The organism is Rhodanobacter sp. L36, assembly GCF_009765755.1.
Classification (GTDB): Bacteria; Pseudomonadota; Gammaproteobacteria; order Xanthomonadales; family Rhodanobacteraceae; genus Rhodanobacter.
Window position 1 is genome coordinate 258402 of the sequence record NZ_LMUV01000003.1, and the last position, 26302, is coordinate 284703.

General features: G+C 63.0%; 19 protein-coding genes. 8 read left to right on the forward strand and 11 right to left on the reverse strand.

Features of this window, described 5'->3' with window-relative positions; translation table 11 throughout:
- Window positions 1-37 precede the first annotated feature (37 nt).
- A complete protein-coding gene (locus GSQ73_RS06340) occupies window positions 38-1414 on the forward strand; it encodes a 3-deoxy-7-phosphoheptulonate synthase class II (RefSeq protein ID WP_158882162.1) in 1377 nt (458 codons plus the stop codon).
- A gap of 87 nt (window positions 1415-1501) precedes the next feature.
- On the opposite strand, the gene GSQ73_RS06345 is transcribed toward GSQ73_RS06340, so the two are convergent.
- A complete protein-coding gene (locus tag GSQ73_RS06345; protein WP_158882165.1) occupies window positions 1502-3133 on the reverse strand; it encodes an amidase in 1632 nt (543 codons plus the stop codon).
- Window positions 3134-3233: 100 nt separating this feature from the next.
- Here GSQ73_RS06345 and GSQ73_RS06350 point away from each other — a divergent pair, with 100 nt between their 5' ends.
- The 3 genes from GSQ73_RS06350 to GSQ73_RS06360 are packed head-to-tail and all read left to right on the forward strand — an operon-like array spanning window position 3234 to window position 6011.
- Window positions 3234-3983, forward strand: coding sequence for a c-type cytochrome (locus GSQ73_RS06350; protein ID WP_158882167.1), 750 nt, complete (start codon window positions 3234-3236; stop codon window positions 3981-3983).
- Window positions 3980-5266, forward strand: a complete 1287-nt coding sequence (locus GSQ73_RS06355; protein WP_158882169.1) for a cytochrome c — start codon at window positions 3980-3982, stop codon at window positions 5264-5266. The genes GSQ73_RS06350 and GSQ73_RS06355 overlap by 4 nt, the downstream gene beginning before the upstream one ends.
- Before the next feature lie 19 nt (window positions 5267-5285).
- Window positions 5286-6011, forward strand: coding sequence for a methyltransferase domain-containing protein (locus tag GSQ73_RS06360; protein ID WP_254063302.1), 726 nt, complete (start codon window positions 5286-5288; stop codon window positions 6009-6011).
- 1 nt (window position 6012) lies between these two features.
- On the opposite strand, the gene GSQ73_RS06365 is transcribed toward GSQ73_RS06360, so the two are convergent.
- Window positions 6013-6519, reverse strand: a complete 507-nt coding sequence (locus GSQ73_RS06365) for a mismatch-specific DNA-glycosylase (protein WP_158882171.1) — start codon at window positions 6517-6519, stop codon at window positions 6013-6015.
- 11 nt (window positions 6520-6530) lie between these two features.
- The gene (locus GSQ73_RS06370) at window positions 6531-7220 is read right to left on the reverse strand and encodes an ATP-binding protein (RefSeq protein WP_158882173.1); all 690 of its coding nucleotides are present in this window, start codon (window positions 7218-7220) and stop codon (window positions 6531-6533) included.
- A 162-nt stretch (window positions 7221-7382) separates the two neighbouring features.
- Here GSQ73_RS06370 and rng point away from each other — a divergent pair, with 162 nt between their 5' ends.
- Window positions 7383-8879 (forward strand): ribonuclease G, encoded by a 1497-nt coding sequence (gene rng / locus GSQ73_RS06375; RefSeq protein ID WP_158882175.1) that lies wholly within the window; start codon window positions 7383-7385, stop codon window positions 8877-8879.
- A gap of 21 nt (window positions 8880-8900) precedes the next feature.
- Window positions 8901-12848 (forward strand): YhdP family protein, encoded by a 3948-nt coding sequence (locus tag GSQ73_RS06380; RefSeq protein WP_158882177.1) that lies wholly within the window; start codon window positions 8901-8903, stop codon window positions 12846-12848.
- Here the strand turns inward: GSQ73_RS06380 and GSQ73_RS06385 are convergent, their stop codons facing one another.
- On the reverse strand, window positions 12849-14060 hold the full coding sequence (locus GSQ73_RS06385; RefSeq protein ID WP_158882179.1) for a sterol desaturase family protein: 1212 nt from the start codon (window positions 14058-14060) through the stop codon (window positions 12849-12851).
- A 122-nt stretch (window positions 14061-14182) separates the two neighbouring features.
- Here GSQ73_RS06385 and tldD point away from each other — a divergent pair, with 122 nt between their 5' ends.
- Window positions 14183-15622, forward strand: a complete 1440-nt coding sequence (gene tldD, locus GSQ73_RS06390) for a metalloprotease TldD (protein ID WP_158882181.1) — start codon at window positions 14183-14185, stop codon at window positions 15620-15622.
- Window positions 15623-15807: 185 nt separating this feature from the next.
- Here tldD and GSQ73_RS06395 read toward each other — a convergent pair whose 3' ends face one another.
- The 7 genes from GSQ73_RS06395 to GSQ73_RS06425 all read right to left on the reverse strand — a co-directional run bounded on the left by GSQ73_RS06395 (window position 15808) and on the right by GSQ73_RS06425 (window position 24775).
- Window positions 15808-16470, reverse strand: a complete 663-nt coding sequence (locus tag GSQ73_RS06395) for a hypothetical protein (protein ID WP_216844733.1) — start codon at window positions 16468-16470, stop codon at window positions 15808-15810.
- Window positions 16471-16762: 292 nt separating this feature from the next.
- Window positions 16763-17332 (reverse strand): YkvA family protein, encoded by a 570-nt coding sequence (locus GSQ73_RS06400; protein WP_158882185.1) that lies wholly within the window; start codon window positions 17330-17332, stop codon window positions 16763-16765.
- A 225-nt stretch (window positions 17333-17557) separates the two neighbouring features.
- Window positions 17558-19597: a hypothetical protein gene (locus tag GSQ73_RS17910; protein ID WP_158882186.1), complete on the reverse strand. Its 2040-nt coding sequence runs from the start codon at window positions 19595-19597 to the stop codon at window positions 17558-17560.
- A gap of 43 nt (window positions 19598-19640) precedes the next feature.
- Window positions 19641-21758 (reverse strand): hypothetical protein, encoded by a 2118-nt coding sequence (locus tag GSQ73_RS06410; protein ID WP_158882188.1) that lies wholly within the window; start codon window positions 21756-21758, stop codon window positions 19641-19643.
- Window positions 21755-23521: a tetratricopeptide repeat protein gene (locus GSQ73_RS06415; RefSeq protein WP_158882190.1), complete on the reverse strand. Its 1767-nt coding sequence runs from the start codon at window positions 23519-23521 to the stop codon at window positions 21755-21757. Before GSQ73_RS06415 ends, GSQ73_RS06410 begins: the two co-directional genes overlap by 4 nt.
- A 396-nt stretch (window positions 23522-23917) precedes the next feature.
- Window positions 23918-24511 carry a ribosome biogenesis factor YjgA gene (gene yjgA / locus GSQ73_RS06420; protein WP_158882192.1) on the reverse strand — a complete coding sequence of 198 codons (594 nt, stop codon included), beginning with the start codon at window positions 24509-24511 and terminating at the stop codon, window positions 23918-23920.
- A 27-nt stretch (window positions 24512-24538) separates the two neighbouring features.
- Window positions 24539-24775: a DUF1653 domain-containing protein gene (locus GSQ73_RS06425; RefSeq protein ID WP_158882194.1), complete on the reverse strand. Its 237-nt coding sequence runs from the start codon at window positions 24773-24775 to the stop codon at window positions 24539-24541.
- A 106-nt stretch (window positions 24776-24881) separates the two neighbouring features.
- On the opposite strand from GSQ73_RS06425, the gene pmbA reads away from it, so the two are divergent.
- Window positions 24882-26264 (forward strand): metalloprotease PmbA, encoded by a 1383-nt coding sequence (gene pmbA / locus GSQ73_RS06430; protein WP_158882196.1) that lies wholly within the window; start codon window positions 24882-24884, stop codon window positions 26262-26264.
- The last annotated feature ends 38 nt before the right edge of the window (window positions 26265-26302 follow it).

Below are 26302 nucleotides of genomic sequence, written 5' to 3' on the forward strand. Positions count from 1 at the left end.
CGAAATGAATCGTTCACACATTTTCAGGGTTGCGCAGATGAACCAGGATCTATCCCACAAGCAAGCGCCGATCGACTGGTCGCCCGATTCCTGGCAACAACGCGAGGCCTTGCAGCAGCCGCATTACGACGATGCAGTAGAACTTGCCGCTGCGACCGGGCATCTCTCGCGCCTGCCACCACTGGTGACGTCGTGGGAAGTGCTTGCGCTGAAGCAGGCGCTCGCCGAAGCGCAGGAAGGTCATCGCTTTCTGTTGCAAGGTGGCGATTGTGCGGAGAGTTTTGCGGATTGCACCAGCCCGGTTATTTCCAATCGGTTGAAAGTGCTTTTGCAGATGAGTCTGGTGTTGGTGCACGGCCTGAAAAAGCCGGTACTCCGCGTGGGACGTTTTGCGGGCCAGTACGCGAAGCCGCGTTCGACCGATCAGGAAATTCGCGACGGCGTGAGCCTGCCGAGTTTTCGTGGCGACGTGATCAACGGCCCGGAGTTCACTCCCGAAGCGCGCAGGTCGGATCCGCAGCGTCTCATCCAGGCGCATGCGCATTCCGCACTGACGATGAACTTTGTTCGCGCGCTGATCGATGGCGGCTTTGCCGATCTGCATCATCCGGAATACTGGGATCTGGCGTGGGTCGAGCATTCGCCGCTCGCTGCGGAATACCGGCAGATGGTTGCCAATATCGGCGACTCGCTCCGCTTCATGGAAACGCTCGCCGGGCCGATCGCCGGCTTCTCTCGCGTGGATTTTTTCACCTCGCACGAAGCCTTGCTGCTGCACTACGAACAGGCGCTGACGCGACAGGTGCCGCGACATTCGGGCTGGTTCAACCTTTCCACGCACTTCCCGTGGATCGGCATGCGCACGGCGGCCCTGGACGGCGCGCATGCGGAATACTTCCGCGGCATCCGCAATCCCATCGCGGTGAAAGTCGGACCGACGGTGACGTCGGAACAGTTGTTGCCACTGATCGATGCGCTCAATCCCGACAACGAGCCGGGTCGACTGACGCTGATCCATCGCATGGGCAACGGCAAAATCGCAACCGCGTTGCAGCCCTTGCTGGAAGTGGTGAAGAGCGAAGGTCGCCGCGTGCTGTGGGTCGCCGATCCGATGCACGGCAATACCGAAAGCACCTCGAACGGCTACAAGACGCGTCGCTTCGACAATATCCGCGGCGAGCTCGACCAAGCGTTCGACATCCACGCGGCGGCCGGCACGCGGCTGGGTGGCGTGCATCTGGAGTTGACCGGTGAAGATGTCACCGAATGCATGGGCGGCGCTCGTGATCTTTCCGAAACCGATCTGGATCGCGCGTACAAGTCGATGGTTGACCCACGTTTGAATTACGAGCAGTCACTCGAGCTGGCGATGTTGATCGTGCGCAAGTCCGTAGGGACGCAGAACATCGGTTGAGTGACGCCTGTTGATGTTGAATCGCCTTGGCGCGTTTGGACGGCCAAAGCGCGTTTCATCACAAGCGTCGCCGCCAGCTTCACGCTGCTATCGGTTGATGATCGCAGCTCCGCCCGGCGCGATCGTCGAACCGCCGACCGTATTCAGAAACTTCGGCGCCTGCCACGCCTTCTCGTGCTGCTCGAAACCGTAGGCGATGCTGATTAGCGTCGGCTCGCTCCACTTCGCGCCGAACAGCACGATGCCGATCGGCAATCCGTGTGCCCAGCCTGCAGGCACGGCGATCGACGGATAGCCCGATACGGCGGCCGGTTGCGATGGACCGCCCACGGTCGGGTCGCCGCTGACGATGTGATCGCCCAGTACCGGGTCGGTGACAAACGCCGGCCCCCACGATGGCGCCAGCAGTGCATCCAGATGCTGCGCGGCGAGCGATGCATCGATGCCTTCCGGTCCACTCAGGCGCTTCGCCTTGGCCAGCGCGTCGGTGTACTTCTTGTCCGTCAACGGCCCGCGCCTTTGCGCTTGCTCGAATAACTCCTGACCGAACCACAGCATTTCGCGCGATGCCTCGTGTTGATTGAAGGCGATCAGATCGGCAAGGGATTTCATTTTCAATGGCGGCCGCGTAGCCAGATACGCGTTGATGTCGTGCTTGAATTCGTACGACAGCACCACCTGCTCCGGCGCGCCCAGTTCGCTCAGGTGCGGCAGCGTGACGGGATCAATGATGATCGCGCCTTGCGCTCTCATCAGCGCGATGGATTGATCGAGCACGCGATCGGCATCCGGTTGGGCGCCGCCAAGCTGGCGCACGACGCCGATGCGTTTTCCTTTCAGGCCGTTGGCATCGAGGAAACGCGTGTAGTCGGTGGCGTGGTGGTCGGCATCCGCGGTAGCCGCGTCGCGCGCATCGCTGCCGGCGATCACCGAAAGAAGCGCGGCGGCATCCGCCACGTTGCGCGCCATCGGGCCGGCAGTGTCCTGGCTATGGCTGATCGGCACGATGCCGGTGCGACTGACCAGGCCGAGCGTCGGCTTGATGCCGACGATGCCATTCATGGTCGCCGGACAGATGATCGATCCGTCGGTTTCCGAACCGATCGCCACTGTGACCAAACCTGCAGCCACGGCGGCCGCAGAGCCTGCGCTGGAGCCGCAAGGATTGCGATCGAGCACGTACGGATTTCGGGTCTGTCCACCGACGCCGGTCCAGCCGCTGCTGGCGTGGCCAGAACGATAGTTGGCCCATTCGCTGAGGTTGGCCTTGCCCAGAATCAAAGCGCCGGACGCACGCAGTCGCTCGACCAGAGCCGCATCGTGCGGTGCGGGCGCGTCGATCATCGCCAGCGAACCGGCCGTGGTCAGCATGCGGTCGCCGGTGTCGATGTTGTCTTTCAACAGAACCGGAATGCCGTAAAGCGCACCGTGCTTGCGGGCGCTGCGTTTCGCGTCGAGCGACGCGGCCAGCGCAGGCGCATCCGGATTCGTCTGCAGCACGGCATGCAATGCAGGGCCGCTGCGATCGATTCGTTGAATGCGATCGAGAAACTGCGCGGTCAGCTCGCGACTGTCGAGTGTGCCAGCCTCCATGCGCTGCTGCAGTTGCGCGATTGATGCGTAGCTGGCATCGGAAGATGGCTGCACTGAATCAACAGCTATCGCCTGGATACCCGATGCGCCAATCACGATGGCGAGAAAAAAAATGGAACGACGCATGAGGGCTCTCTTCTTGACGAATGCGGCATGTTGTCGCGATGGGCAAGCTTATCTCGCCTCGTGATCCGACCGTCATGTCACGCGTGCCTATAATCCACTGATGAACACGAACGCCAGACGATTTCCCGCAAGGTTTTTCGGCCTCGGCATGTTGTTCGTGCTCGCGGCTTTGTCCGGCATGTCGAGCAGCGCCGCCGATACGCCGAGCATCCCCGATACCTTGCCGCAGCGCATCGCCGCGTGCACCACCTGCCATGGCGTGCATGGCGAAGGCACGCCGGGCAGCGGATTCTTCCCACGCCTTGCAGGCAAGCCCGCGGCCTACCTCGCGCGACAGATGCAGGATTTCCAGAACGGCCTGCGCAAGTACGCGCCGATGGAATACACCATGCGGCAATTGAGCCCCGCGTACATGCGCGAGATCGCCGATTACTTCGCCGCGCAGCAAGTTCCGTACGCGCGCTCGCCTGCACCTGTCGTATCCGAAGCCGTGCTTCAGCGTGGTGCTCTCCTGGTCACGCAGGGCGATGCATCACGCGGTGTTCCGGCGTGCATGAGTTGTCATGGCAAGGAGCTGACCGGCGTCGAGCCGTCCACACCGGGGCTGGTGGGGTTGCCGTACGACTATCTCAGTTCGCAATTGGGATCGTGGCGCACGCATACGCGCGGCACGGTAGCGCCGGACTGCATGGCGACCATCGCCAAGCGCCTGGACCCCTCCGATATCACCGCCGTTGCATCGTGGCTCGCCCATCACGACGTGCCACCGGATACGCATGCGCAGCCTGCGGGATCGGTGACGCCGTCCATGCGTTGCGGCGTACTCGGTGCCACCGGAGAAGGCGCATGACGCGTCGACGTTCGCTGCTATGGTGGATCGTCGCGGTGGCGTGCGCGCTGCTGATCGCGTGGTGGTGGTTCGGTCGCGCTGACGTAGTGTCCGATCAGGCAGCGGTAAGCGATGCCACGCTGCGCGATCCGGCGCTCATCGCCAAGGGCGCATACCTCACCACCATCGCCGACTGCGCCGGCTGCCACACCGCGCAGGGCGCCAAACCGTTTGCAGGCGGAAGCGCTGTCGCCACGCCGTTCGGCGACATTCCCGCGCCCAACATCACGCCCGATGTGGAAACTGGACTGGGCAGCTGGAACTTCAACGCGTTCTGGCAGGCGCTGCACACCGGCACCGGTCGTCATGGCGAGTGGCTGTATCCCGCGTTTTCGTACACCTCCTACACGAAGGTGACCAACGACGATGCGCTGGCGATCTTCGCCTATCTGCGATCGCTGCCTGCGGTGCATCGGCCGGCCATGCCGCTGGCGCTCAAGTTTCCCTACAGCGTGCGCAGGAACCTGGGTGCCTGGCGCGCGCTGTATTTCAGGGAGGGCGTCTATCAACCCGACAGCAAGCGATCGCCGCAGTGGAATCGCGGCGCGTACCTGGTGCAAGGTCTCGGACATTGCAACGAATGCCATGCACCACGCGATGCTCTCGGCGGAACACCGAAGGACAAACACCTCACCGGCGGCGAGATTCCCGAACAGAACTGGTACGCGCCGGATCTGAGTACGCAGCAGAACGGAGGCCTGCATGGGTGGGCCGCGCAGGACATCGTCGACCTGCTGAAAACCGGGCAGTCGGCGAAAGGTGCGGCATTCGGACCGATGGCTGATGTGGTCGCCACCAGCACGCAGCACATGACCGACGACGATCTGCATGCCATCGCCAACTATCTGCAGTCGCTGCCGCCACGCAAGATGGCGTCGGCCGAGCCGGAACTGTTCGATGCCGACGCCATCGCGCAGCAAGGCGAAAAAATCTACCTGCAGCATTGCGCCGATTGCCACGGCAAGGACGGCACGGGCGTCACCGGCGTGTATCCGCCATTGAAAGGCAATTCGTCGGTGACCGAACCCACCGGCGTCAATGCGATCCGCACGGTGCTGCTCGGTGGATTCGCGCCATCGACCGCCGCGTATCCACGGCCGTATTCGATGCCGCCATACGCGCAGCAACTCAATGACAGCGATGTCTCGGCCGTGGTCAGCTACATTCGCCGCGGCTGGAGCAACCACGCGACTGCGGTGAAGCCCGAGGACGTGAGTCGATACCGGCAAACGCCCATCGATTGACGGCGTTGGCTGCGATGCCATGCATGCGATAGGCTCCGCCGATTCGCAGGGCGTGATGACGATGACCGACGACCTCAACGACGAAGCGATCGTGAGCGCGTGGCAGGAAAACGCCGCGCCGTGGATTCACGCCGTACGCAGCGGTGCCATCGCCAGCCGGAAGCTGGTGACCAACGATGCGATCGTTTCGGCGATACGCCGGCTGCAGCCGACGAGCGTGCTGGACATCGGTTGCGGCGAAGGCTGGCTCGCTCGCGAGCTCGCATCGTTCGACGTGCGCGTGCATGGTTTCGATGTGGTGCCCGAACTGGTCGCGGCTGCGCAAGCTGCCGGCGGCGGACGTTTCGAAGTGATGTCGTATGAAACGTTCGCCGCAGGCGCGTCAATGCCTGCCATCGATCTGGCCATCTGCAACTTCTCGCTGCTCGGCGATGCGGCCACGCGTGGCGTGATTCGTCGTACAGCAGCGCTTTTGCCTGCACACGGCACGCTGCTCATTCAGACATTGCATCCCTTGTTCGCCAGCGCCGAGCCGATCCGCGCGGAGAGTTGGCAGCCTGGATCGTGGGCCGGTTGCGATAGTGCATTCGGCCGCGCCGCGCCCTGGTACTCGCGCTCGCTCGAAGGCTGGCTCGCGTTGCTGGCGGATGAAGGTTTCCAGTTGCGCGCGATGCATGAGCCAATGCATCCGCAAACCGGCGTGCCGTGTTCGGTGATCTTCGAAGCGGGGCTTCTTCTCCGCTGATTCAGCGCTCGCGCAAAGCGGCGCCGAGCTGTTGCCACGGCGCGATGTCCCAGTGTCCGCGTGCCTGGCCGGACGGCGAGGGCAACACGAACAAGCGCGTTTGCACGATTCGTTCGATCTGCCATCCGTAGTCCACCGCGTGACCCAGTGCGGCGCGTGCAGCGTGCTTGCTGGTGAAGGCGAGAATGCGCGGTGCGTGCTGTTCGATCTTCGTCACCAGCGCGGGCACGTCGAAGGCGTCGCGCGGCAGTTCTTTATCGTTACCTGCGTGGTGCTTCGCCAGATCGGTGAGGCCGATGCCGTGTTCGGGCAGGCGACGAAATTCCATGGGCGCGAACTGTCGTGGCGTGATGCCGGACTGATGCAATACACGCCAGAACAGATTGCCCGGATGCGCGTAATACGCGCCTTCGAGAGCCGAGCGTTTGCCGGCGGCGCTGCCGCAAAACACCAGTGCGAGTTCGGGCTGCAACACGTCGGGCAGGACGTGCGACGACAACACAGTCATCGGCGCCGCCTTCATCGGTACGGCGTGTCGTCGAGGATGAAATCGGTGAACTGGAAACGACTGTCGCGCAGCACCGATTCGCCGCGCCGCAAGCGCAGTGGTTGAGCGAACATCGGGCCGGCGTAGCTGAGCGTGTGGAACTCGCCGCGTTCGCCGCACGCATCGACGCCGGCGGGCAGGGCATCGAGCAACGCCGCGTCGTAGGCGCGACCGCAGAAGTCCGCACCCAGCTGTTGGGTGTCCACGCAGCAGAGCATCGCGCGATGACCCTCGCCGACGAATCGCCGAGCCAGCGCCGTCGTGTCTTCGCCCCACAACGGGAAAACCGCGCGCCAGTTGTCGCGGCCAAGTTGACGCACGCGATAGTCGCGAACATCTTCCAGAAACAGGTCGCCAAATGCGCAGTGGCGAATCCCCGGCCAGCGCCTGCGCGCCTCCACCAGCGCCTGCGTGTGTGCCTGCTCATAGGCTTCGTTGCTGCCGGGCCAATCCAGCGGCACTTCCAGCAGCGGCAGTCCGAGGGCGGCGGTTTGCGCGAGCAGCACCTCGCGCTGCACGCCGTGCATGGCGATCCGCTGGTAATTGCGATTGACCGTGGTGAGCAGCCCGACCACCTGCCATTGCGGATCGGCCAGCAACCGTTGCAAGGCCATCAGGCAGTCCTTGCCGCCACTCCAGGCCAGCAGAATCGGGGTTGTCATCGGGTTCTGGCTCCTGCGTCATCTCGCCAAGTGAAGATAACGCGAGGCGCGTGCGGGTTGCGTGTTCCGCGCGATCACGTCCAGGTCGCCGTAATGAAATGCTGTCATCGACAGTTTGCATTCGCAGCCGCTATAAAGATGGTCTGTCTGGGGGAGTATGCGGTGAGCGAGGAAATACTGATCAACGTGACCCCGCGCGAGACGCGAGTCGGCGTGGTCGAAAACGGAATGCTGCAGGAAGTGCACGTGGAGCGTGCATCCAAACGCGGTTACGTCGGCAATGTCTACAAGGGTCGGGTGCAACGGGTGATGCCCGGCATGCAGGCGGTGTTTGTGGAAATCGGGCTGGATCGCGCGGCGTTTCTGCACGCGTCCGATATCGTGCGGCCGACGCCGGTCGCGGTGGAAGGCGCCGAGCCGAACGGCAATGGCAATGGCAACGGTAATGGCCACGTGCCGTCGATCAGCGAATTGGTGCACGAAGGCCAGGAAATCGTGGTGCAGGTCGTGAAAGACCCGATCAGCACCAAGGGCGCGCGCTTGTCTGCGCATCTGTCGATTCCTTCGCGCTATCTCGTGCTGCTGCCGTATGCGCGCACCTTGGGAATCTCCGCGCGCATCGAGGACGAGGCCGAGCGACAGCGACTGAAAGACGTGCTTTCGCCGCTGATCGGCGACAACCCACTGGGCTACATCGTGCGCACCAACGCCGAAGGGCAGAGCGCCGAATCGCTGGCGTTCGATGTCGCCTACCTCACCAAGGTCTGGCGCGTGGTGCAGGAGAACATCGCCAAGGCCAAGGTCGGCGAGCGTGTCTACGAGGAACTCGCGCTGCCGCTGCGCAGCCTGCGCGACATGCTCAACGAGGACATCGAAAAAGTGCGCGTGGATTCACGCACAACGTACGACAACGTGGTCAAGTTCGTGCACAAGTTCATGCCGAGCCTGGACGATCGCATCGAGCACTACGACGGCGAGCGGCCGATCTTCGACCTGTACGGCGCCGAAGACGAAATGCAGCGCGCGCTGAAGAAAGAGGTGCCGTTGAAATCGGGTGGTTATCTGATCGTCGATCAGACCGAAGCGATGACCACCATCGACGTCAATACCGGCGCCTACTTGGGCACGCGCAACCTCGAGGAAACGGTGTACCGCACCAACCTCGAAGCCGCGCAGGCGGCCTCGCGCCAGCTGCGGCTGCGCAATCTCGGCGGCATCATCATCATCGACTTCATCGACATGAACGATGAGGAGCACAAGCGCCAGGTGCTGCGCATGCTCAGCAAGGGGCTGGCGCGTGATCACGCCAAAACCACGGTCTATCCGATGTCGGCACTGGGTTTGGTGGAGATGACCCGCAAGCGCACCACCGAAAGCCTCGCGCGCCAGTTGTGCGAGCCGTGCGCCACCTGCAACGGTCGCGGCCAGCTGAAAACCGCCGAAACGGTGACCTACGAAATATTCCGCGAAATCACCCGTGCCGTGCGGCAGTTCAACGCCGAGAAACTGCTGGTGATGGCCAACCCCATGGTGGTCGCGCGGATCCTTGAAGAGGAATCCAGCGCGGTGGCCGAACTGGAAGAGTTCATCTCCAAAAGCATACGCTTTCAGGCCGAAGAGCATTACTCGCAGGAACAGTTTGATGTCGTGTTGCTGTAAATCCGGCCCGGGTCGTTGCGCGTGAAACCGTTGTGGCAGCGTTGGCTGCATCGCTGTGCCCGCGCGCTGGGCTGGACGGCTGGCATCGCGGTGATCGTGCTGGCCGTGCTGATGGCGTTGACGCAATTGTTGTTGCCGTTGCTCGGTCGCCACCCGCAATGGATGGCGGCGAAACTGAGTCAGCATCTGCAACGGCCGGTCAGCTTCCAGTCGCTCGAAGGTCACTGGACCGGTTCCGGTCCGCTGTTCGTCATGCACGGCGTCACTGTCGGTATGCCGGCGGGTCAGGCAGGCACGCCGCTGCAGATTCCCGAAGCGGAAATGAAGCTCGATTTCGGCGGCTGGTTGCTGCCGTCGCGACACGTGTTGAACCTGCGCGCGCGTGGGCTGCAGATCGATCTTGCGCACGATGTGAACGGTTGGCATGTCGACGGCATCGGCGTCGCCGGTGGGGCCAATCGCCAGCCGCTGTCGCTTCGCGGCTTGTCGGTGGACCTGTGGCTGGAAGACCTGCGCCTCGTGGTTTCCGATGCGGTGCTCCATCGTCGCTACGCATTCCAGGCCAGCCAGTTGCGCCTGAGCCATCGCGGCACGCATATCCAGCTCGGCGGGCTGTTGCAGCGCGATGGCGTGAACGCCGTGCTGCGCGTCGCCGGGCGCTTTCGCGACGATGGCAGTACGGGGCGTCTCTGGGTAGGTGTCGACAACGTCGATCTTCAGCCGCTGCTCGACGGTATCGATATGGACGGCTATACGGCCGAACAGGGCCATGGACACTTGTCCGCATGGCTTGACTGGCGAAACGGCAAGGTCGGCAGCAGCCTGATCCGTTTCGATCTCGACCGACTCGCGATAACCGCTGCGGGCGGCGCCCATGCAAACGTGGCGACCTTGCACGGCACGGCCGGCTTGCGGCAGACAAAGGACGGTTACGATGTGCGTTACGCCGGCGACGACGGCAGCGCGCTCGCGCTGAGCCTGCACCAATCCACGGTCGCCGTGGATTCGCTCGGCGTCGCCGCCAGCAACCTGCAACTTGCACCGCTGGTGCCATGGCTGGCGTTGACGCCGGACATCGGTCCGGCCCTGGCGAAGTGGGTCGGCAGCGGTCATCCGCATGGCGAGCTGGATCACGTGGCATTGCACTGGAAACGCAGCGACGGTCTGCAGGCGATCAACGTGACGTTCCACGACCTGGGCATCGATCCGGTGGACAAGTTGCCAGGGCTCACCAGCCTGCGCGGCGAGGTGCGCGGCGATGCATCCGCGCTGTCGTTGGAGCTACCGGACCAGCCGACCACGGTTTCGTTTCCGGGCGCGTTCCGCCAGCCCTTCGTGATGTCACGGCTCGGCGGCACGCTGGCGTTCTGGCCCGACAACGGCGACTGGCACATCGGCGCCGACGCGCTCGATTTCACCGGCGCGGGTTTCGCCGGCGAAGCGCGCGGCGAAGTCACGTTGCCGGCGCAGCAGGGCGCGCGGCCGTTCGTCGATCTCTACGCGACGATCGACCACACCGACATCACGGCAGCCAAGCTTTTCTGGCCGACCACCATGTCGCCGCAAACCGTCGCCTGGCTGGATCGCGGGTTGATCAGCGGCAACCTTGACGAAGCGCAGGTGCTGGTGCGCGGCGACCTCGCGGACTGGCCGTTCCGTCACAACGAAGGTCGCTTCGAGGCGCGCGCGATGATCAGCGACCTGACCCTCGACTACGGCAAGGACTGGCCGCATGCCGAAGGCGTCGACGCGGTCGCCAACTTCATCAATAACGGCATGCTGGTGGAAGCCAGCGCCGGCCGGTCGCTCGGCGTGAAGGTCGAGAAGGCCGTTGCACAGATTCCCGATTTCGCCGACGGCTTGCTCGATCTCAATGTCACCGGCAGCGGCGCAGGCGCCGACCTGATGACGTTCGTGCGCAAGAGTCCCATCGGCATGCGCCAGGCCGATACGCTGGGGAAGTTGAATCTCGATGGCAGCGGCACGTTTGGCTTTCATCTCGCGATGCCGCTGAAGAAATCCGAAGACGCGCAACTCGATGGCACCGCACAACTGCAGGACGTCGATGTCACCGCACCGGACTGGAACCTGAAATTCGACAAGCTCACTGGTCCGTTGACGTTCAACCTGCATGGCATGCAGGGCGGGCCGCTGGAAACCGTGGTTCGCGGACAGCCGTCCAAACTCGAGCTTGCCGTGGCGGGTGCCAACACCGACCCGAACACGGTGTTCTCTGCGCAGTTGCAGGGCAGCTATCGCATCGACGAATTGCTGCAGGATTATTCGTCGCTCAACTGGATCGGCAAGACAGCCGATGGCCGCAGCGATTTCACCATCGGTTTTGCGATTGCGCATGCCGCAGGCAGCGACGTGATGGCACAGGCATTGAGCGTGGATTCGTCACTTGCCGGCATTGCTCTCGACATGCCCGTGCCGCTGCACAAGGCCGCCGAGGAAAGCCTGCCCTTGCACCTCAGCGTCGGCTTGCCGATCAGCGGCGCCGATTTGCAGATCGCGCTCGGTGATGCGGTGCGTGCGCGCTTTCGTCTCGCCACCGCACAGCAGCCGCTTGCGGCGACGCTGGCGTTCGGCAGCGAGATGCCGCAGACGTTGCCCGCGCACGACTTGCGCATTCTCGGTCACACGTCGCAGCTCGATGTCACGGGCTGGGTCGCGCGTGTGGCGGGTGGCGGCAAGGGCGGAGACGGTCCTGGACTGGAAAGCATCGACGTCAGTGCCGATGACGCAAAATGGTTTGGCCATTCGCTCGGCGGCATCGCGATCAAGGCAATGCCGCAGCCGGATCAGCTCAACATCGATGTCGACGGCACCGCGATGTCCGGCAATTTCACCGTGCCCACGCAGGACATGACCAAGCGCGGCGTCACTGCGCGATTGAAGCGGCTGTACTGGCCGAAAGATCCGGCGTCCACGCATCATCCCGATGGACCCGTGAGCACTGCATCGACGTCTGCGCCAGCCGCGAGCACGGCTGCAACAACGCCTCTTGCGCCGACCGAGAATCCGGCCAATACGGGCATCAATCCCGCGGCGTTGCCGCCGTTCCATCTGTGGATCGGCGACCTCCGGCTGGGCGATGCGAAGCTGGGCGAGGCGCGCCTGGAAACCTGGCCGACTGCGAACGGCATGCACATCGAACAACTGCGTGCGTTGTCCAAGCAGGTGCAGATCAACGCGAGCGGCGCGTGGGATGGCAACGCCACCGACAGCCACACGCACATGCGCATCAGCTTCGCCTCCGATGATCTCGGCCGCATGCTCGGCGCGTTCGGATTCACCGGCCTGGTCAACGGCGGCAAGACCAACGATCAGCTCGACGCCACCTGGCCTGGCTCGCCGAGTGCGCTGTCACTGGCCAACATGGATGGCACGCTCAACATCAAGGTCAACGACGGGCGCATTCCCGAGGCGACCTCGCCGGGTGCGGGACGTTTTCTCGGTCTCGTGTCACTGGCGGAATTGCCGCGAAGGCTCACGCTCGATTTCGGCGACGTGTTCGGCAAGGGCCTTGCGTTCGATTCGATCGCCGGCGATTTTCATCTCGCCGATGGCAACGCGACCACCGACAACCTGCACATTGATGGCCCCTCGGCCAACATCACCATCACCGGTCGCGCGGGTTTGCGCGCGAAGGATTTCGATCAGCAGGTGAGGGTGGTACCGCATCTCGGCAACAGCCTGCCCATCGTCGGTGCGGTGGTCGGTGGCCCGATCGGTGCGGCCGCCGGCTTCGCAGTGCAGGGCTTGCTCGGCAAGGGCCTCAACAAGGTCGCGACGGCGCGCTACAAGATCACCGGCAGCTGGGACAAGCCGGTGATGACTCTGGTCGAAAAACACGGCGTGGTAGCGACACCACCGCCTGCGGTCAGTACGCCGTATGCGCCGGGCGTTGTGCCTGCACCGGCCGCAACTTCAGCGCCCGCCGCGGCAAGCTCTGCGGCCCATTGATCACGGGCCGGCCGATGGCTCGACCGGCTTGGTGCTGCCGCGAAACGGGAACAACTGCTGGCGGATGAAGCCGTCCGGCATGTAATCGCCGACCACGCCGTAGCTCTCCGGAAACTTGTTTTTCGACTTCACCGCAGTGCCGAACAGATAATCGAGGAACGCGTAATGCGCGGCGTAATTCTTGTCGATTGCCTCGTCGTCGGACGCGTGATGCCAATGGTGAAAATTCGGCGTCACCAGCACGTATTTCAGCGGTCCCCACGGCAGGTGCACGTTGGCGTGATTGAACACCGCCTGGAAACCAACGATCAGGATGTAGCCGTTCATCGCCGCCTCGCTGAAGCCGAGGATGTACAGCGGCGCCAGCACGCACACCCGCGTGAAGATCAGCTCCAGCATGTGCTGGCGCGAACCGGCCAGCCAGTCCATCGTTTTCACGCTGTGATGCACGGAATGAAAGCGCCACAGGAACGGCACCTCGTGATATGCGCGATGCGTCCAGTACTGCGCCATGTCCGCCACCAGCACGCACAGCAGCAGCTGCGGCAGGAACGGAATGTTGCGCACCGTCTGCTGGAAATGGCTGCTCACCAGCCAGCCGAACAAATGATGCAGCAGGAAATTCACCGTCAGCAGCGCGAGCCCGACGATGAAATGATTCACCGCGAAATGCTTCAGGTCGGTCTGCCATTCCCTGCGAAAAATCGCCTGGCCCTTGTACAGCGGAAACAGTTTCTCGATCACCACGAAAATCAGTGTCGAGCCGAGCAGGTCGAGGATGAACCAGTCCAGCCCGATGTACGGCGTGTGATCAGGAAAGTTGCCCACCGGCACGCGCGAGCCGCCCAGTGCGACGGCCGCAAACACCAGCAGAAACGCGACGATGTTGAGGTTGCGCTGGCGGTTGAGTATCAGGTTTCCCAGCGACATGGCGCCTGCCACCAGCAACCCGACCAGCAGCACCTGGCGCAGCGTATCGACCGAATATTTATGCCGCAGATCCGGCGTGGTCAGGTATTGCGGAAAGTGAAACGCCAGCACCGCCAGCAGGCACAGAAAACCCAGCGACAAAGCGATGATGCTCGTGATCCAACCCGAGCCCGGCGTCATCTCGCCGCTGTCATGCAGCAGTGCGCGGGTGTCCTCGACCGGCGCGATCACCGCGCGCCCCAGAATCTGGCGCGATACCTTTCGTTTCGATGGCTCAGCCATGGCGATCCTTCACATTGACGATGGCGGGGATGGTAGCCCAGTCGCCACCGCTGCGGCTTTAAAGCGCCGCGACAAAGCCCCATGTGGGATAGTTCCGAATCGACCGACACCCACGAGACACCATGGATTCCTTGCTCGCACTCGCCGAAAACAAACTGCTCTCGCCCGGCGGCATCGCCACCGGCGATCTCGACCGCGTGTTCTCCCAGTTGATGGGTCCGTCGATCGATGCGGCCGACCTGTACTTCCAGCATTCGCGCAGCGAGTCGTGGTTGCTGGAAGAAGGCATCGTCAAGGACGGCAGCCATTCGATTGAACAGGGCGTCGGTGTGCGCGCGATCAGCGGCGAGAAAACCGGCTTCGCCTATTCCGACGAGATCGTGCTGCCGCAGTTGCTCGAGGCATCGAAAGCCGCGCGCGCGATCGCGCACGACGGCAACGGCGCCGGCAAGCCGCTGGCGTTGAACGGTGCGCGTCAGTTGTATCCGGCGATCGATCCAGTCGAGAGCCTGCCCAACCCCGAAAAGATCGCCTTGCTGCGCGAAGTCGATGCGTATGCGCGCTCGCGCGATCCGCGCATCAAGCAGGTGATCGTCAGCATCGCCGCGACCATCGACACCATCCTGATCGCCGCATCCGACGGCACACTCGCTGCCGATGTGCGCCCGCTGGTGCGCCTCAACGTGCAGGTCATCGCCGAACAGAACGGCCGCCGCGAACAAGGCCACGCCGGCGGTGGTGGTCGCTACGGTTATCGCGAACTGATGGAGAACGGTCGCGCACTCGCGTTCGCCGATGAAGCCGTGCGTCAGGCATTGGTCAACCTCGAATCCGTCGATGCACCGGCCGGCCAGATGACCGTGGTGCTCGGCCCGGGCTGGCCTGGCGTGTTGCTGCACGAAGCCATCGGCCACGGGCTCGAAGGCGACTTCAATCGCAAAGGCAGTTCGGCGTTCTCCGGCCGCATCGGTCAGCGCGTCGCCGCCAAGGGAGTCACCATCGTCGACGACGGCACGCTGCAGGGCCGCCGCGGTTCGCTCAGCATCGACGACGAGGGGACGCCGACCGAATGCACGACCCTGATCGAGGACGGCATCCTCAAGGGCTACATGCAGGACAAGCTCAACGCACGCCTGATGGGCATGGCGCCCACCGGCAACGGCCGCCGTGAATCGTTCACTGCGCTGCCGATGCCGCGCATGACCAACACCTACATGCTCGCCGGCCAGCACGATCCGGCCGAGATCATCCGCTCGGTGAAGAAAGGCCTGTACGCGCCGAACTTCGGCGGCGGCCAAGTCGACATCACCAACGGCAAATTCGTGTTCTCCGCGAGTGAGGCGTATCTGATCGAGGACGGCAAGATCACCCGTCCCGTGAAAGGCGCCACGCTGATCGGCTCCGGGCCGGAAGTGCTCAACCGCGTGTCGATGATCGGCAATGACCTGGCGCTGGATGAAGGCGTGGGCGTGTGCGGCAAGGACGGTCAGAGCGTGCCGGTGGGCGTTGGCCAGCCGACATTGAAGATTGATTCGATGACGGTGGGCGGGACGGCGTCTTAAGCTCTCGTCACGTCATTACGGCGAAGGCTGGAACCATTTCTGCGTTTTGGTCTTCGTCGAAAAATTTTCATGTGCCTGCCAATGGTCGAATCGCCCTTGTCTTGGGCAGCTAAGAGAGGCAAGCCGAAAAGAAGGCTGATCGCCAGCCACAAGACGTTTCGGGCCGTCAGGTAACGATATCGCCCTCAGGGCACGGGTTTCTTTTCCGCCGACGGCACCTGTTCAATCGGGCCGACGTCGACGTGGGCGAAATGACTGGAGATGGTCGCGTCGAATTCCTGTTTTCGCGCGGACCAGATATCCGCCACGGTCGATGCCTGGGTCCGCATGCTCGTCGTGTTCAACTCCGAAATCATGGCTGCGTTGTCGAGGGTTGTTTTGGCGGGGTTGTAACCGCTGGTCGAAAAGGTATGCACGGTCGTGTCGTTTTCCGTGGTCGCGGATCCGAGACGTTCGGCGCGGTGGTCTCTCTCGAAAATCTGGGTCGCGCGCGCGAGGGTGAGCTTGTCGCCATAGACCGCCTGCAATTCTTTCCAGATGCCGTCTGCGCGACGGCGTTCTTCCGGCGTCAGGTCCGCGTATGCGTTGACCAATGCCTTGTCGTAGTCCGGATTGTGTTCTTCAGCAGCAATACCAAGCCAGGCGACACCACGCGCGCGGTCCGCGGGAATACTTCCCATGCCGTGAAAATAGATTTCGCCAAGATCGAATTGCGCCACCTTGTTGGCCCAGTAACCAGCACTCTCGTACGCGCTGACTGCGCCTTCATAGTCTTTGCGGCGCATGGCGTCCAGTGCGATGCGTTCGTAATATTTGGCCGGCAGGTAACCGCGGGTGGAATCCGTCACGGTCTCGTTGGGCATTGAACTGAAGCGGTCGGTGGCACCGACATTCCACCCGCAGCAACACAACAATATGCCTGCGATGGAAGCCCATCGGGTTTTGGCGAATTCGCTTGCTGCAGCCTTGGTGTTGCCTCGTGATCATCGTCGCGAGTCGTATCCTATACCCGAGCTCATCGGTGGTGATGGCGCAAGAACACGCGTCCATCAAGGAACGAATATGCACGCCTCCGACTGAAACGAAGAAGGGCGCCGAGGCGCCCTTCATCTCATTCCGTACCGATTATGTCGAACGAGATCAGTGAACCTTGAACAGCACCGGTGACCAGCTGCCACCGGCGTAGGACTCGCGGCGGCGGCGGTGCATGAGTTCGATGGTTTCCACGCGGCGGGCTTCGGCCCAGTCGACGCGGGTGAGCATGAGCTGGGCGGGGTTTTCGTGGTGACGCGTGGCTTCGTTGTCGCGCCAGGCGCGGAAATCGCGGTAGGCCTCGATTTCGTGTTTCAGGTCGCGCACGCACAACTCGATCATGATCGCGTCGTCGAGGAAACCGAGCACCGGCACGTCGTCCGGCACGATGTCGTCCGGGCTGGCGAAGTAGGTGAGGGCAGCCAGCACGTTGTCGCGATCTTCGTCGGGAAGGCCGAAGCCGGCGTCTTCGACAAGCTGGATCATGGTCTCCAGCTGCTTCAGGCGCGTGGCGATGAAATCGGGCAGGTTCTTGTCGCAGGTGTCCAGCAACTCGCGGGCGGCACCGACCACGCTGACGGCGTCGATCTTGTCGACCTTCTTCTGCGCGGCCTTCATGTGGTCGACGAAAAGCTTGAGATCGGAGTCACTCAGGTTGATGCAGATATCCAAGCTCATGGTTGGCAACTCGCAGGTGTCGTGGAATGGGAAAGCCTATGTCAGGCAAGGCATGGCCGTCAATTGCGGCGCGGCTTGCGCGGCTGTTTGGTGCGTATTTAGCAGCTTGAAACGATGGCGCGCGTGGCTCGCAACGGTGTCGCGACACGACACTGAGCGTTTGGCTGTGCAGACGGCTGTCGCGGAGCGTCGTGTGCCGCGGCCATCAACCACCAGCGGTTGCGATCAACCACCGTTTGTGTCGGCGACCAGCAGCTGCTGGAAGCGTGGGTCCTGGCGCAACGGATCCCACAGCGGGTCCGTTTTCAGCACGGCCTGCGAGATGACGATCCCGTGGCCGGGCGTCGCGAAGACTTTCTGCAGGGTGGCGAGGGCGGCGTCCTGCTGGCCCAGCGTCAGCTGAACCACGGCGCCGCGGTAAAGCGAGCGCGATTTCACCGCGGCGCGTGGCAGCAGCTTCATGGCGGCGTCCATCTGCTGCAAGGCGTCGTCGCTGCGGCCCAGCCGCGCGAGTACCAGCGCCCAGTCGGAATGGAAATCCGCCTTGCCGCTCAACTCGGGGTTGCCCATCGACCGGCGCGACCATGCATCCAGCATGAGCAGGTAGGGCCTGGCCTTTTCCACACCGCCGGCTGCGTATTCGACGTCGGCCTGCAGCCGCGTGATGGCGATTTTTTCCGCGTCATTGCCGCCGTGCATGCCGGCCACCAGCGTGCGCGCGGTGGCGTAGTCGCGCTGCATCAGCAGCAACGGCACGCGCCTCGCATCGATGGTGGCGCGGTTCGGCACGTTGAGCGGAATCGATTCCAGAACGCCGAGCGCGGTGGCCGCATTGCCGCTGTCCCACAGCTCGATGCTGCTCATCAACGCGTACGTGGTGAGATCGTCCGGCTTGATCGCCAGTGCGCGGCGAACGGCTTCGCGCGCGCCGGCGTAATCGCCATTGGCCGCATGCGCCAGCGCAACCAACCGGGACAGCACGGCATCGTTGGGCTTGAGCGTCAGTGCGCGTTCCATCTGCGTCGCGCCGGACACGAAATCACCCTGGTTCTGATCGACATCGGCCAGCAGGCGATAGGCGTAAGCATCGTTGGGGCGCAAATCCAGCGCGCGTTGTGCATGCGTGCGCGCGCCATCCACATCGAACACGCCGTACAGATCGATCACCGACATGGCCAGGTGCGCCTCGGGCAGGTCGGGCTGCAAGGTCAGCGCGCGCTGCGCATTCTGCTGCGCCGCCTGCAACGTGGCGGACTGGCCAAACGTAGTGGGCTGAGTTTCGTCACGCCACGCCCACAGTTGCGCCCAGGCGAGGTCTGCCCAGGCGAGCGCGAATTGCGGATCGAGCGCCACGGCCTGCTGGAAACCGGCAATCGCTTCGGGACTGGCGTCCTCATGATTGTTGTCGGTGTCCTGCGTGTGCTTGGCCCAGAGGTAAGCGTCATACGCTTTCGGGTTGCGTGTGGGCACGGCGATCACTGCCTCCGCCTGCGATGGCGACAGTGTGGCCTTGAGCGCGCTGGCGATTTTCCCGGCGACTTCGCCCTCGACGCCGAAAATGTTTTCGAGCGTGCGCTGGTAACTTTCGGCCCACAGGTGGTTGTCGGTGCGCGCGTCGATCAGCTGCACGTTGATCAACACCGAGTTGCCGGCCTTCTGCACGCTGCCTTCGAGAATCGCCGCCACGCCGAGTTGTTGCGCGATGATTTTCAAGTCGTCCGGGTGGCTCGCATACTTCATCGTCGAGGTGCGCGATATCACCTTGAGCTCGCCGATGTCCGCCAGCCTGGTCAGGATCAGATCCTGCATGCCGTCGGCGAAATACTGGTTGCCCTTGTCCTCGCTGAGATTCTCGAATGGCAGGACGGCAATGGATTTCGCGGGGATGCTGTTGACGACGGCTGCCGACGACGCGGCGACGATATCCGGTGTGGCGGAACTGCCCGAAGCCATGGTCGCTTTCGATGACGTGCCAGCTACGCGCCACAGCAGCACCGCACCAAAGCCGAGCACCAGCGCAATGATCACCAGCTCCGTGCCCGTCACGCGCTGGCGTGCCTGTTCGCCGTGATACCAGGCCAGCAGCAGCGTGATGACGAAGCCGATGCAGATGACGATGATCAAAATGCGCTCGATCGCATCTGGCCATCCAAATCGTTGCGCCACGATGTCGACGCCCTGCAGCAACGCGAATGCCGCCGCCACGTAGGCCAGCGTCCACTGCACCATCTTGCGTTGCTTCAATCGTTGCCAGAGCGTTGTCATCGATGCCGGCCTTTTGAAAATGCGTCGTGCATCGGAGCGCGAGTCATGGCGTGGTTCCGGCCTGTGGAAGCTCAGCAGATGCGGCCAGTAGCGCCACGAATGACGGATCGTTGCGAATCGGATCCCATGCCGCATGCTGTCGCAGCAACGCCGGGCTGATGGCCAGACCGCTACCCGGAGCCTGCAGAAGTTTCTGCAGCAAGGCCGTGGCTTGCGCAGCGTTGCCGAAGTGTGCGAATACCTGTGCCTTGTTGACGATGTAGACGGGTAGCCGATAGTGATCCAGCAAACTCGATGACGTTGCGGCCAATGCCAGTGTCTTGTCGGCTGCCTGCAGCGCCGCGGCCTGATCGCCCAGGTTCATTTCGATCTGCGCGAGCCGCATGTAAAGGCGCGCGGTACTCGGGTGCACCTGCAATGCCGCGAACACTAGTTCACGTGCGTGCTGCAAGGACGCCTGACCTTGGGCCTTGCGGCCCGCACCCAGTTGCGCGATGCCGATGATCACATCGCGACCTCCCGCAGAGGCGTAACTGGTATCCGTGGGCGTGTCTTGCAGCACTCGCAACGCCGACGCCGGATCACGTCGGGAGTACAGGAAAAAATACGCGAGGTCCGTGCCCCTGATCGGGTCCTGCGCGACCATCAATTCCAGTTGTTGCTGTGACGCGTCCAGCTGTCCCTGGATTTCGAAAATATTCGACAGCACATTGCGCACCACCAAGTCGCGAGGGTTGATGACAAGGCCAGCCTGTGCGGTATTCGCGGCATCGGCATATCGACGGTTCGCCGCATCGATGCTGGCGGACCATTGATAGTGATGGCTGTTGCGGGGATCCAGCTGCATCGAACGTCTTGCTTCGCTGGCAGCCCGACTCCAATCGCCGGCGGCAGCAAAATCCTGCGCCAGTTTTTCCGCAAGGTCAGCGTCGTTCGGTGCGAGTTGTCGCGCGATGCCGAACTGTTCCAGTGCCTGATCGTTCTTGCCTTGCGCGAGCATGATCAACCCGAATGTCTTGTGCGCTTCGGCAAGTTCGGGTTGCAGTTGCAAAGCCTTGTGCACATTGTCCAGCGCGCCGCCACGCAGCTGTGGCGTGTCGATCATCTGATTCATCACCAGCGCGTTCTGCATTTTCGCCAGCGTCGCGTAAGCCAGTGCAAATTGCGGATCGTCCGCGACCGCCTGTTGCAGATAGGCAATGGCCTGTTCCGCACGCTCGGGCCGGGCATCGCCTTGATAGAACCGCTCGATCTCGTCGTTGGCTTTGAGATACAACGCGTAGGCATCGGGATTGGTCGTCGGCGCCCTGGCTACTGCGGCAGCTTCTTTCGGCGACAGCCTGGCCTGCAGCGCGTCGGCAATCTTGACCGCGACCTCGCCTTCGACGCCGAAGATGTTGTCGAGCGAGCGCTGGTAGCTTTCGGCCCAGAGATGGTTGTCGGTTTGCGCATCGATCAGCTGCACGTTGATCAAGACCTGATTGCCGGATTTCTGCACGCTGCCTTCCAGCACGCTCGCCACGTCCAGTTGCTGCGCGATCAGTTTGAGGTTTTCCGGTTTGCTGCCGTACTCCAAAGTGGAGGTGCGCGAGATCACCTTGAGATCGCCGATCTCGGCCAGCTTGGTCAGGATCATGTCCTGCATGCCGCTGGCGAAGTACGCGTTGTCCTTTTCGGCGGACAGATTCTCGAACGGCAGCACGGCGATGGATTTGGAGGGTGCGGCCAACGGTGTTGCGCTGACCGACGAAGCATTCGCGGGCATGTCCGCGACGTCGTGGGCGGCAGCACGATGCGGCGTCAACAGAAACTTGTCGACGCCGAAATACAGCACCGCCAGCACCAGCACCGCGACAATCGCGCGATTCATTCGCGTAGCGGTGTGGATCTGTGTCGTTGCAGGTTGCGCTTGAACCTCGCCGTCGTCGTGCTGCAGTCCTTGCGGCGTGCGCTCGAATATCCAGGCGAGGATCAGCGCTGGAACGAAGCCGATTGCCAGCACGATCACCACACTGCGCGCGATCCACTCCGGCGCGCCGAACATCGGCAGCACCGTGCCGATCACTTGCGTGACGAGCCACGCCGCAACGAGATACAGCCCGGCAACGCGGATCACGTTACGACGTTTGAGTTCGTCGAAGAATGAGCGCCCGATGCTCACGGCAGCGCCTTGGCTTCGGTCGTGATCGGCAATCCGACTTTCTTGCAGAACGCGGCGAAGCGCGGGTCGTCGCGGTAACGCAGGATGTATGGATCAACCAGCAGACCGGCGACGCCCGGATCGCGCACGGCCCATGCACGATCCAGCCAGGCGAAAGTATGGTCCGCATCGCGGCGCAAGGCATACACGTCGGCAATCTGGTACGGCGCCTGGGTGGCGTCCTTGTCGATCAGGTTTTTCAATGCGGCATCGGCTGCCGTGTGATCACCGCCGACCTGCTGCGCGAGTGCCAGTGCGACGTCCTGCCAGTCGCCCGGCGGTTCCTGCCGCGCGGCGGTGAGTGCAGCCTTCGCGTCGCCACGCTGAATCTCGATGGTCGTCAATGTGACGTGGAATGTGACCGCCGCGGGTTGCAACTCGATCGCCTTGCGAACTGCCGGTTCGGCTTCGTCAGGACGGCCGAGGCCGGAAAGGTAGCCACCGAGCGAGACGTGAAAGTCCGCATTCAACGGGTTGGTCACCAGCGCCCGTCGCGTCAGCGCGACGGCCTGCTCAGGTTGACCCAGCGTTGCCTGCAGAAAGCCCAGGTTGAACAGCGCCACGCCATCGGTGGGTGTCAGTTGCAGCGCACGGCGATACTCGATTTGCGCGCCGGCCAAATCGAAATCAGCCCAGATGAGCAGATGGCCATGCGCTGCATGCGCCGCCGCCAGATTCGGCTGCAGCGCCAGCGCCGTGGTCACTGCCGCACGCGATTGTGCATAGGCCTGCTGCGCCTGCGTGCCGCCGAGGTATCCACCGGCAACACCGGCCCACGCAGCCGAAAGCTCGGACCAGGCCAGCGCATAGTCCGGATCAAGGCGTGTCGCAGTGGTGTAAGAGTCGATGGCCTTGCGCCAGTCGACCTCGGTGCCGCGCGCGAAATAAAATTTGCCTTGCAGGTAGGCGTTGTAGGCCGCGAGATTGCCGCTGCGTGGACGGTCGGCCTGCGCGGCATGGTCGTCGGCCAGCAATCGGGTCTTGAGTTCGTCGGCAACGGCCTGGGTGATTTCGTCCTGCAGCTTGAACAGGTCGGCATACGGCCGGTCGTATTGCTGCGACCACAGCGTGCTGCCGTCGTCGGCGTTCACCAGTTCCGCGCTGATGCGCACTTCGTCGCCCGCGCGCCGCACGCTGCCTTCCAGCAGATGTGCCACGCCGAGTTTCGCGCCGATGGCCTTTGCATCGTCCTTGCTGTCGCGGAACTGGAACGACGAATTGCGGCTGATCACTTTCAGGCCGTTGAATTGCGACAACGCGTTGATCAGGTCTTCGGACAGGCCATCGGAAAAATATTGCTGCGCGGGATCGCCGCTCTCGTTGCTGAGTGGCAGCACGGCGATGGACGGATTGGAGGGAGACGCAACGCCCGTGTTCGGACGAACGACGAAGCGATCGGTCAGCAGCAACACCACCGCGGCGGCGAGCACGCCGATGATCCAGAAGTCCAGCTTGCGACCGTTGGAATGCGCAGTGGAATCATCCGAAGCGATGTCGCTTTCGCGCTTCAGGCCACTCGGCGTGAACTCGTAGAACCAGGCGAACGTCAACCAGAGCGGAAAGCCGATCACCGCGGCGACCAGGAACCATCGCGTCGTCCAGTCGGGCAGGCCGAGCGAAGGGCCGAGCTGCGCGATGCCTTGCGCCAGCGCCCATACCGCGCCCGCATACAGCACGCCCGCACGCAGCACGTTGCGACGTTTGAGTTCGGCGAAGATCTTCATTGGCGGATGCGCGCTTCGATGGGCGTATTTCGACGAAGCACCAGGGCAAATAGCGTGGTGATGGTCATCGCGGTGACGAGACGGGAATGAATGAAACACCGGTCGATCGCACCGATATGTCATGCAGGTCTTGTGGTTTATCCAACACCGAAAGGTGTCGCCGTGCACGCATGAAGCGTCCCCCTGACGGCTTGTACTGCGCCAGATTAGCGATTTTTCAGCAGGGTGTCATGGATGTGGTGGTGGACGAAGAGATTCGCGCATTCGCATCGCGCGATAAAGCCTTGCTCTTCATTCCCGTATGTCATCGCGACTTTCCATTCAAGCGACAACCGCAGGGAGACCATGGATCGCATCGGTGTGGTTGCGACAGGCAACCACACCGTTGACCGGAGCTCAGCGCCGTTCGCTTTCGCTGTTGCTGTGGTCTTCGCCGTCGTCGGCAACGTCTACCCTGATTGCGGCCAAGTCCTTCAGCAACTGGAAGATCTCTCGATACGCGCGCGGCGGCTTGTTCGGCGTTTCTTTTTCGAGCCGTGCCTTGCGGATCAGCGAGCGAAGATGTTGGCGATCGACCTGCGGATTGTCGTTGATGAGTTCCGAGAACGCGGTTTCGTCCTCGCTGATCAAACGCTCGCGCGTTGCTTCCAGCCGATGCATGGCGGCGTTTTCCTGCCGCTGCTTCTCGCGGTTTTCTCCAAGCTCGGCACGCACCGAGGCGAAGATTTCCTCTTCGTAGCGGCGCATGACCTTGGCCAGAAACGCGAGCTGCCGCTTGCGCGCGATATGCGCGGTGATATTGCGCGTGCGGGTGATTTCCTCGCGCACTTCGTCGGGCAATTCGAGCTTGGCCAGACGGCTCGGCTGCATCTCGACCAGCTGGCTGGCAAGCGCCAGCACGGCGAGTGCTTCGCGACGCTGCTGCGTGCGGCTGGGGCCGTAGTCGGCTTCGTCGAGTTCGGTCTGGTTGCGGCTGCGGCTCGGGCTCACGGTTTCATTTCCAGAATGCGATGTGGATCAGGCGCGCGGTTCGTCGCCGGGGTCGGTCTGTTCAAGCACGAAACGGGCGATCGGTTCACCATCGAGCTCGATGGTTTCGCAGAACATCGCCGAAGGACGCACCCACAGGCCGTGTTCGCCATACAACGCCTGATAGACCACCAGCGGTTCCATCGTTTCGCTGTGATGGGCCGTGCCCAACACGCGATAACGCTGGCCTTTGTAGTGACGGTAGATGCCGGCGACAGGCTGCATGGCTTGGCTCCGCTGCTCTTTCATTGCGCCGCGATGACCCCATTTCAGGCGATCGGGCGGTGGTGAACCGCTTATTCTACTCGTTCAACCCATCAGGAAGCCCCACGTGAGCCAAGTTGTCGTCAGCCACGGTTCCAATCCGAAAAATTCCAGCCACGCCGAACTCGATCGCCTGGCCGGCCTCGCCGAGGACGTGATCCGTCGCGCGCGCGCCGCCGGCGCCAGCCAGGCCGAAGTCGCCGCCAGCATCGACACCGGTCTGAGCGTGAATGTGCGGTTGGGCGAAGTGGAGACGGTCGAGCACACGCGCGATCGTGGCTTCGGCCTCACCGTGTACTTCGGCCAGCGCAAGGGTTCGGCGAGCACCGCAGACCTGCACCCGGATTCGATCCAGGCCACGCTCGACCAAGCGTGCGCCATTGCGCGCTTCACCGAGGAAGATCCCGCTGCCGGGCTCGCGGATGCATCGCGCATGGCGACGTCGTTTCCCGATCTTGATCTGTGGCATCCGTGGGACATCGACACCGCGCAGGCGATCGAACTGGGCATCGCCATCGAGGACGCCGGTCGCGCGCATCACGGCATCAGCAATTCCGACGGCGCGAGCGTGCAGGCCGGACAGGGTCTGTCGGTGTATGCGAATTCGCACGGCTTCGTCGGCCGCGAGCGCGGTACGCGGCATTCGTTGTCACTGGCGCTCATCGCTGGCGACGAAGACGGCATGCAGCGCGATTACTGGTACGACAGCGTGCGTGCCGCGGGCGATTTCATGAGCGCGAAAGCGCTGGGCGACAAGGCGGCCGAGCGCACGCTGGCGCGCATGGGCGCGCGCAGTCTATCGACGCGACAGTGCCCGGTCCTGTTTTCGCCGGAGATCGCGCGCGGCCTCATCGGTCATCTGCTCGGTGCCGTGAGTGGCGGTTCGCTGTATCGACAGGCGAGTTTTCTGCTCGATCACGTCGGCAAGCAGGTGATGCCGGCGTGGCTCAACATCGTCGAGCAGCCGCGCATTCCACGCGGGCAGGGCTCGGGTAATTTCGATGCGGAAGGCGTGACCACCAGCGACAGGGCACTGGTGGAAAACGGCGTGCTCGCGCGCTACGTGCTCGGCAGTTACTCCGCGCGCAAGCTCGGGTTGCAGTCCACCGGCAATGCCGGTGGCATCCACAACCTGATCGTCGAAGCCGGCAGCGCCGAGCACGCGCGTGAGGATTTCGCCGGCATGCTCCGGCGTCTCGGCACCGGGTTGCTGGTGACCGAAGTGATGGGACAGGGTGTGTCCACCGTGACCGGCGACTACTCGCGCGGCGCGGCGGGTTTCTGGGTCGAGAACGGCCAGATTGCGTATCCCGTCGAGGAGATCACCATCGCGGCAAACCTGCGCGACATGTTCAACGGCATCGCGGCCGTGGGCGCGGATGTCGATCGCCGCTCCCATCTGCTGACCGGGTCGATCCTGCTGGAGCGCATGACCGTGGCGGGCGAGTAGGTCGGACGTCAGCTTGCGGGTTCTTGCGGCAAGCCGGA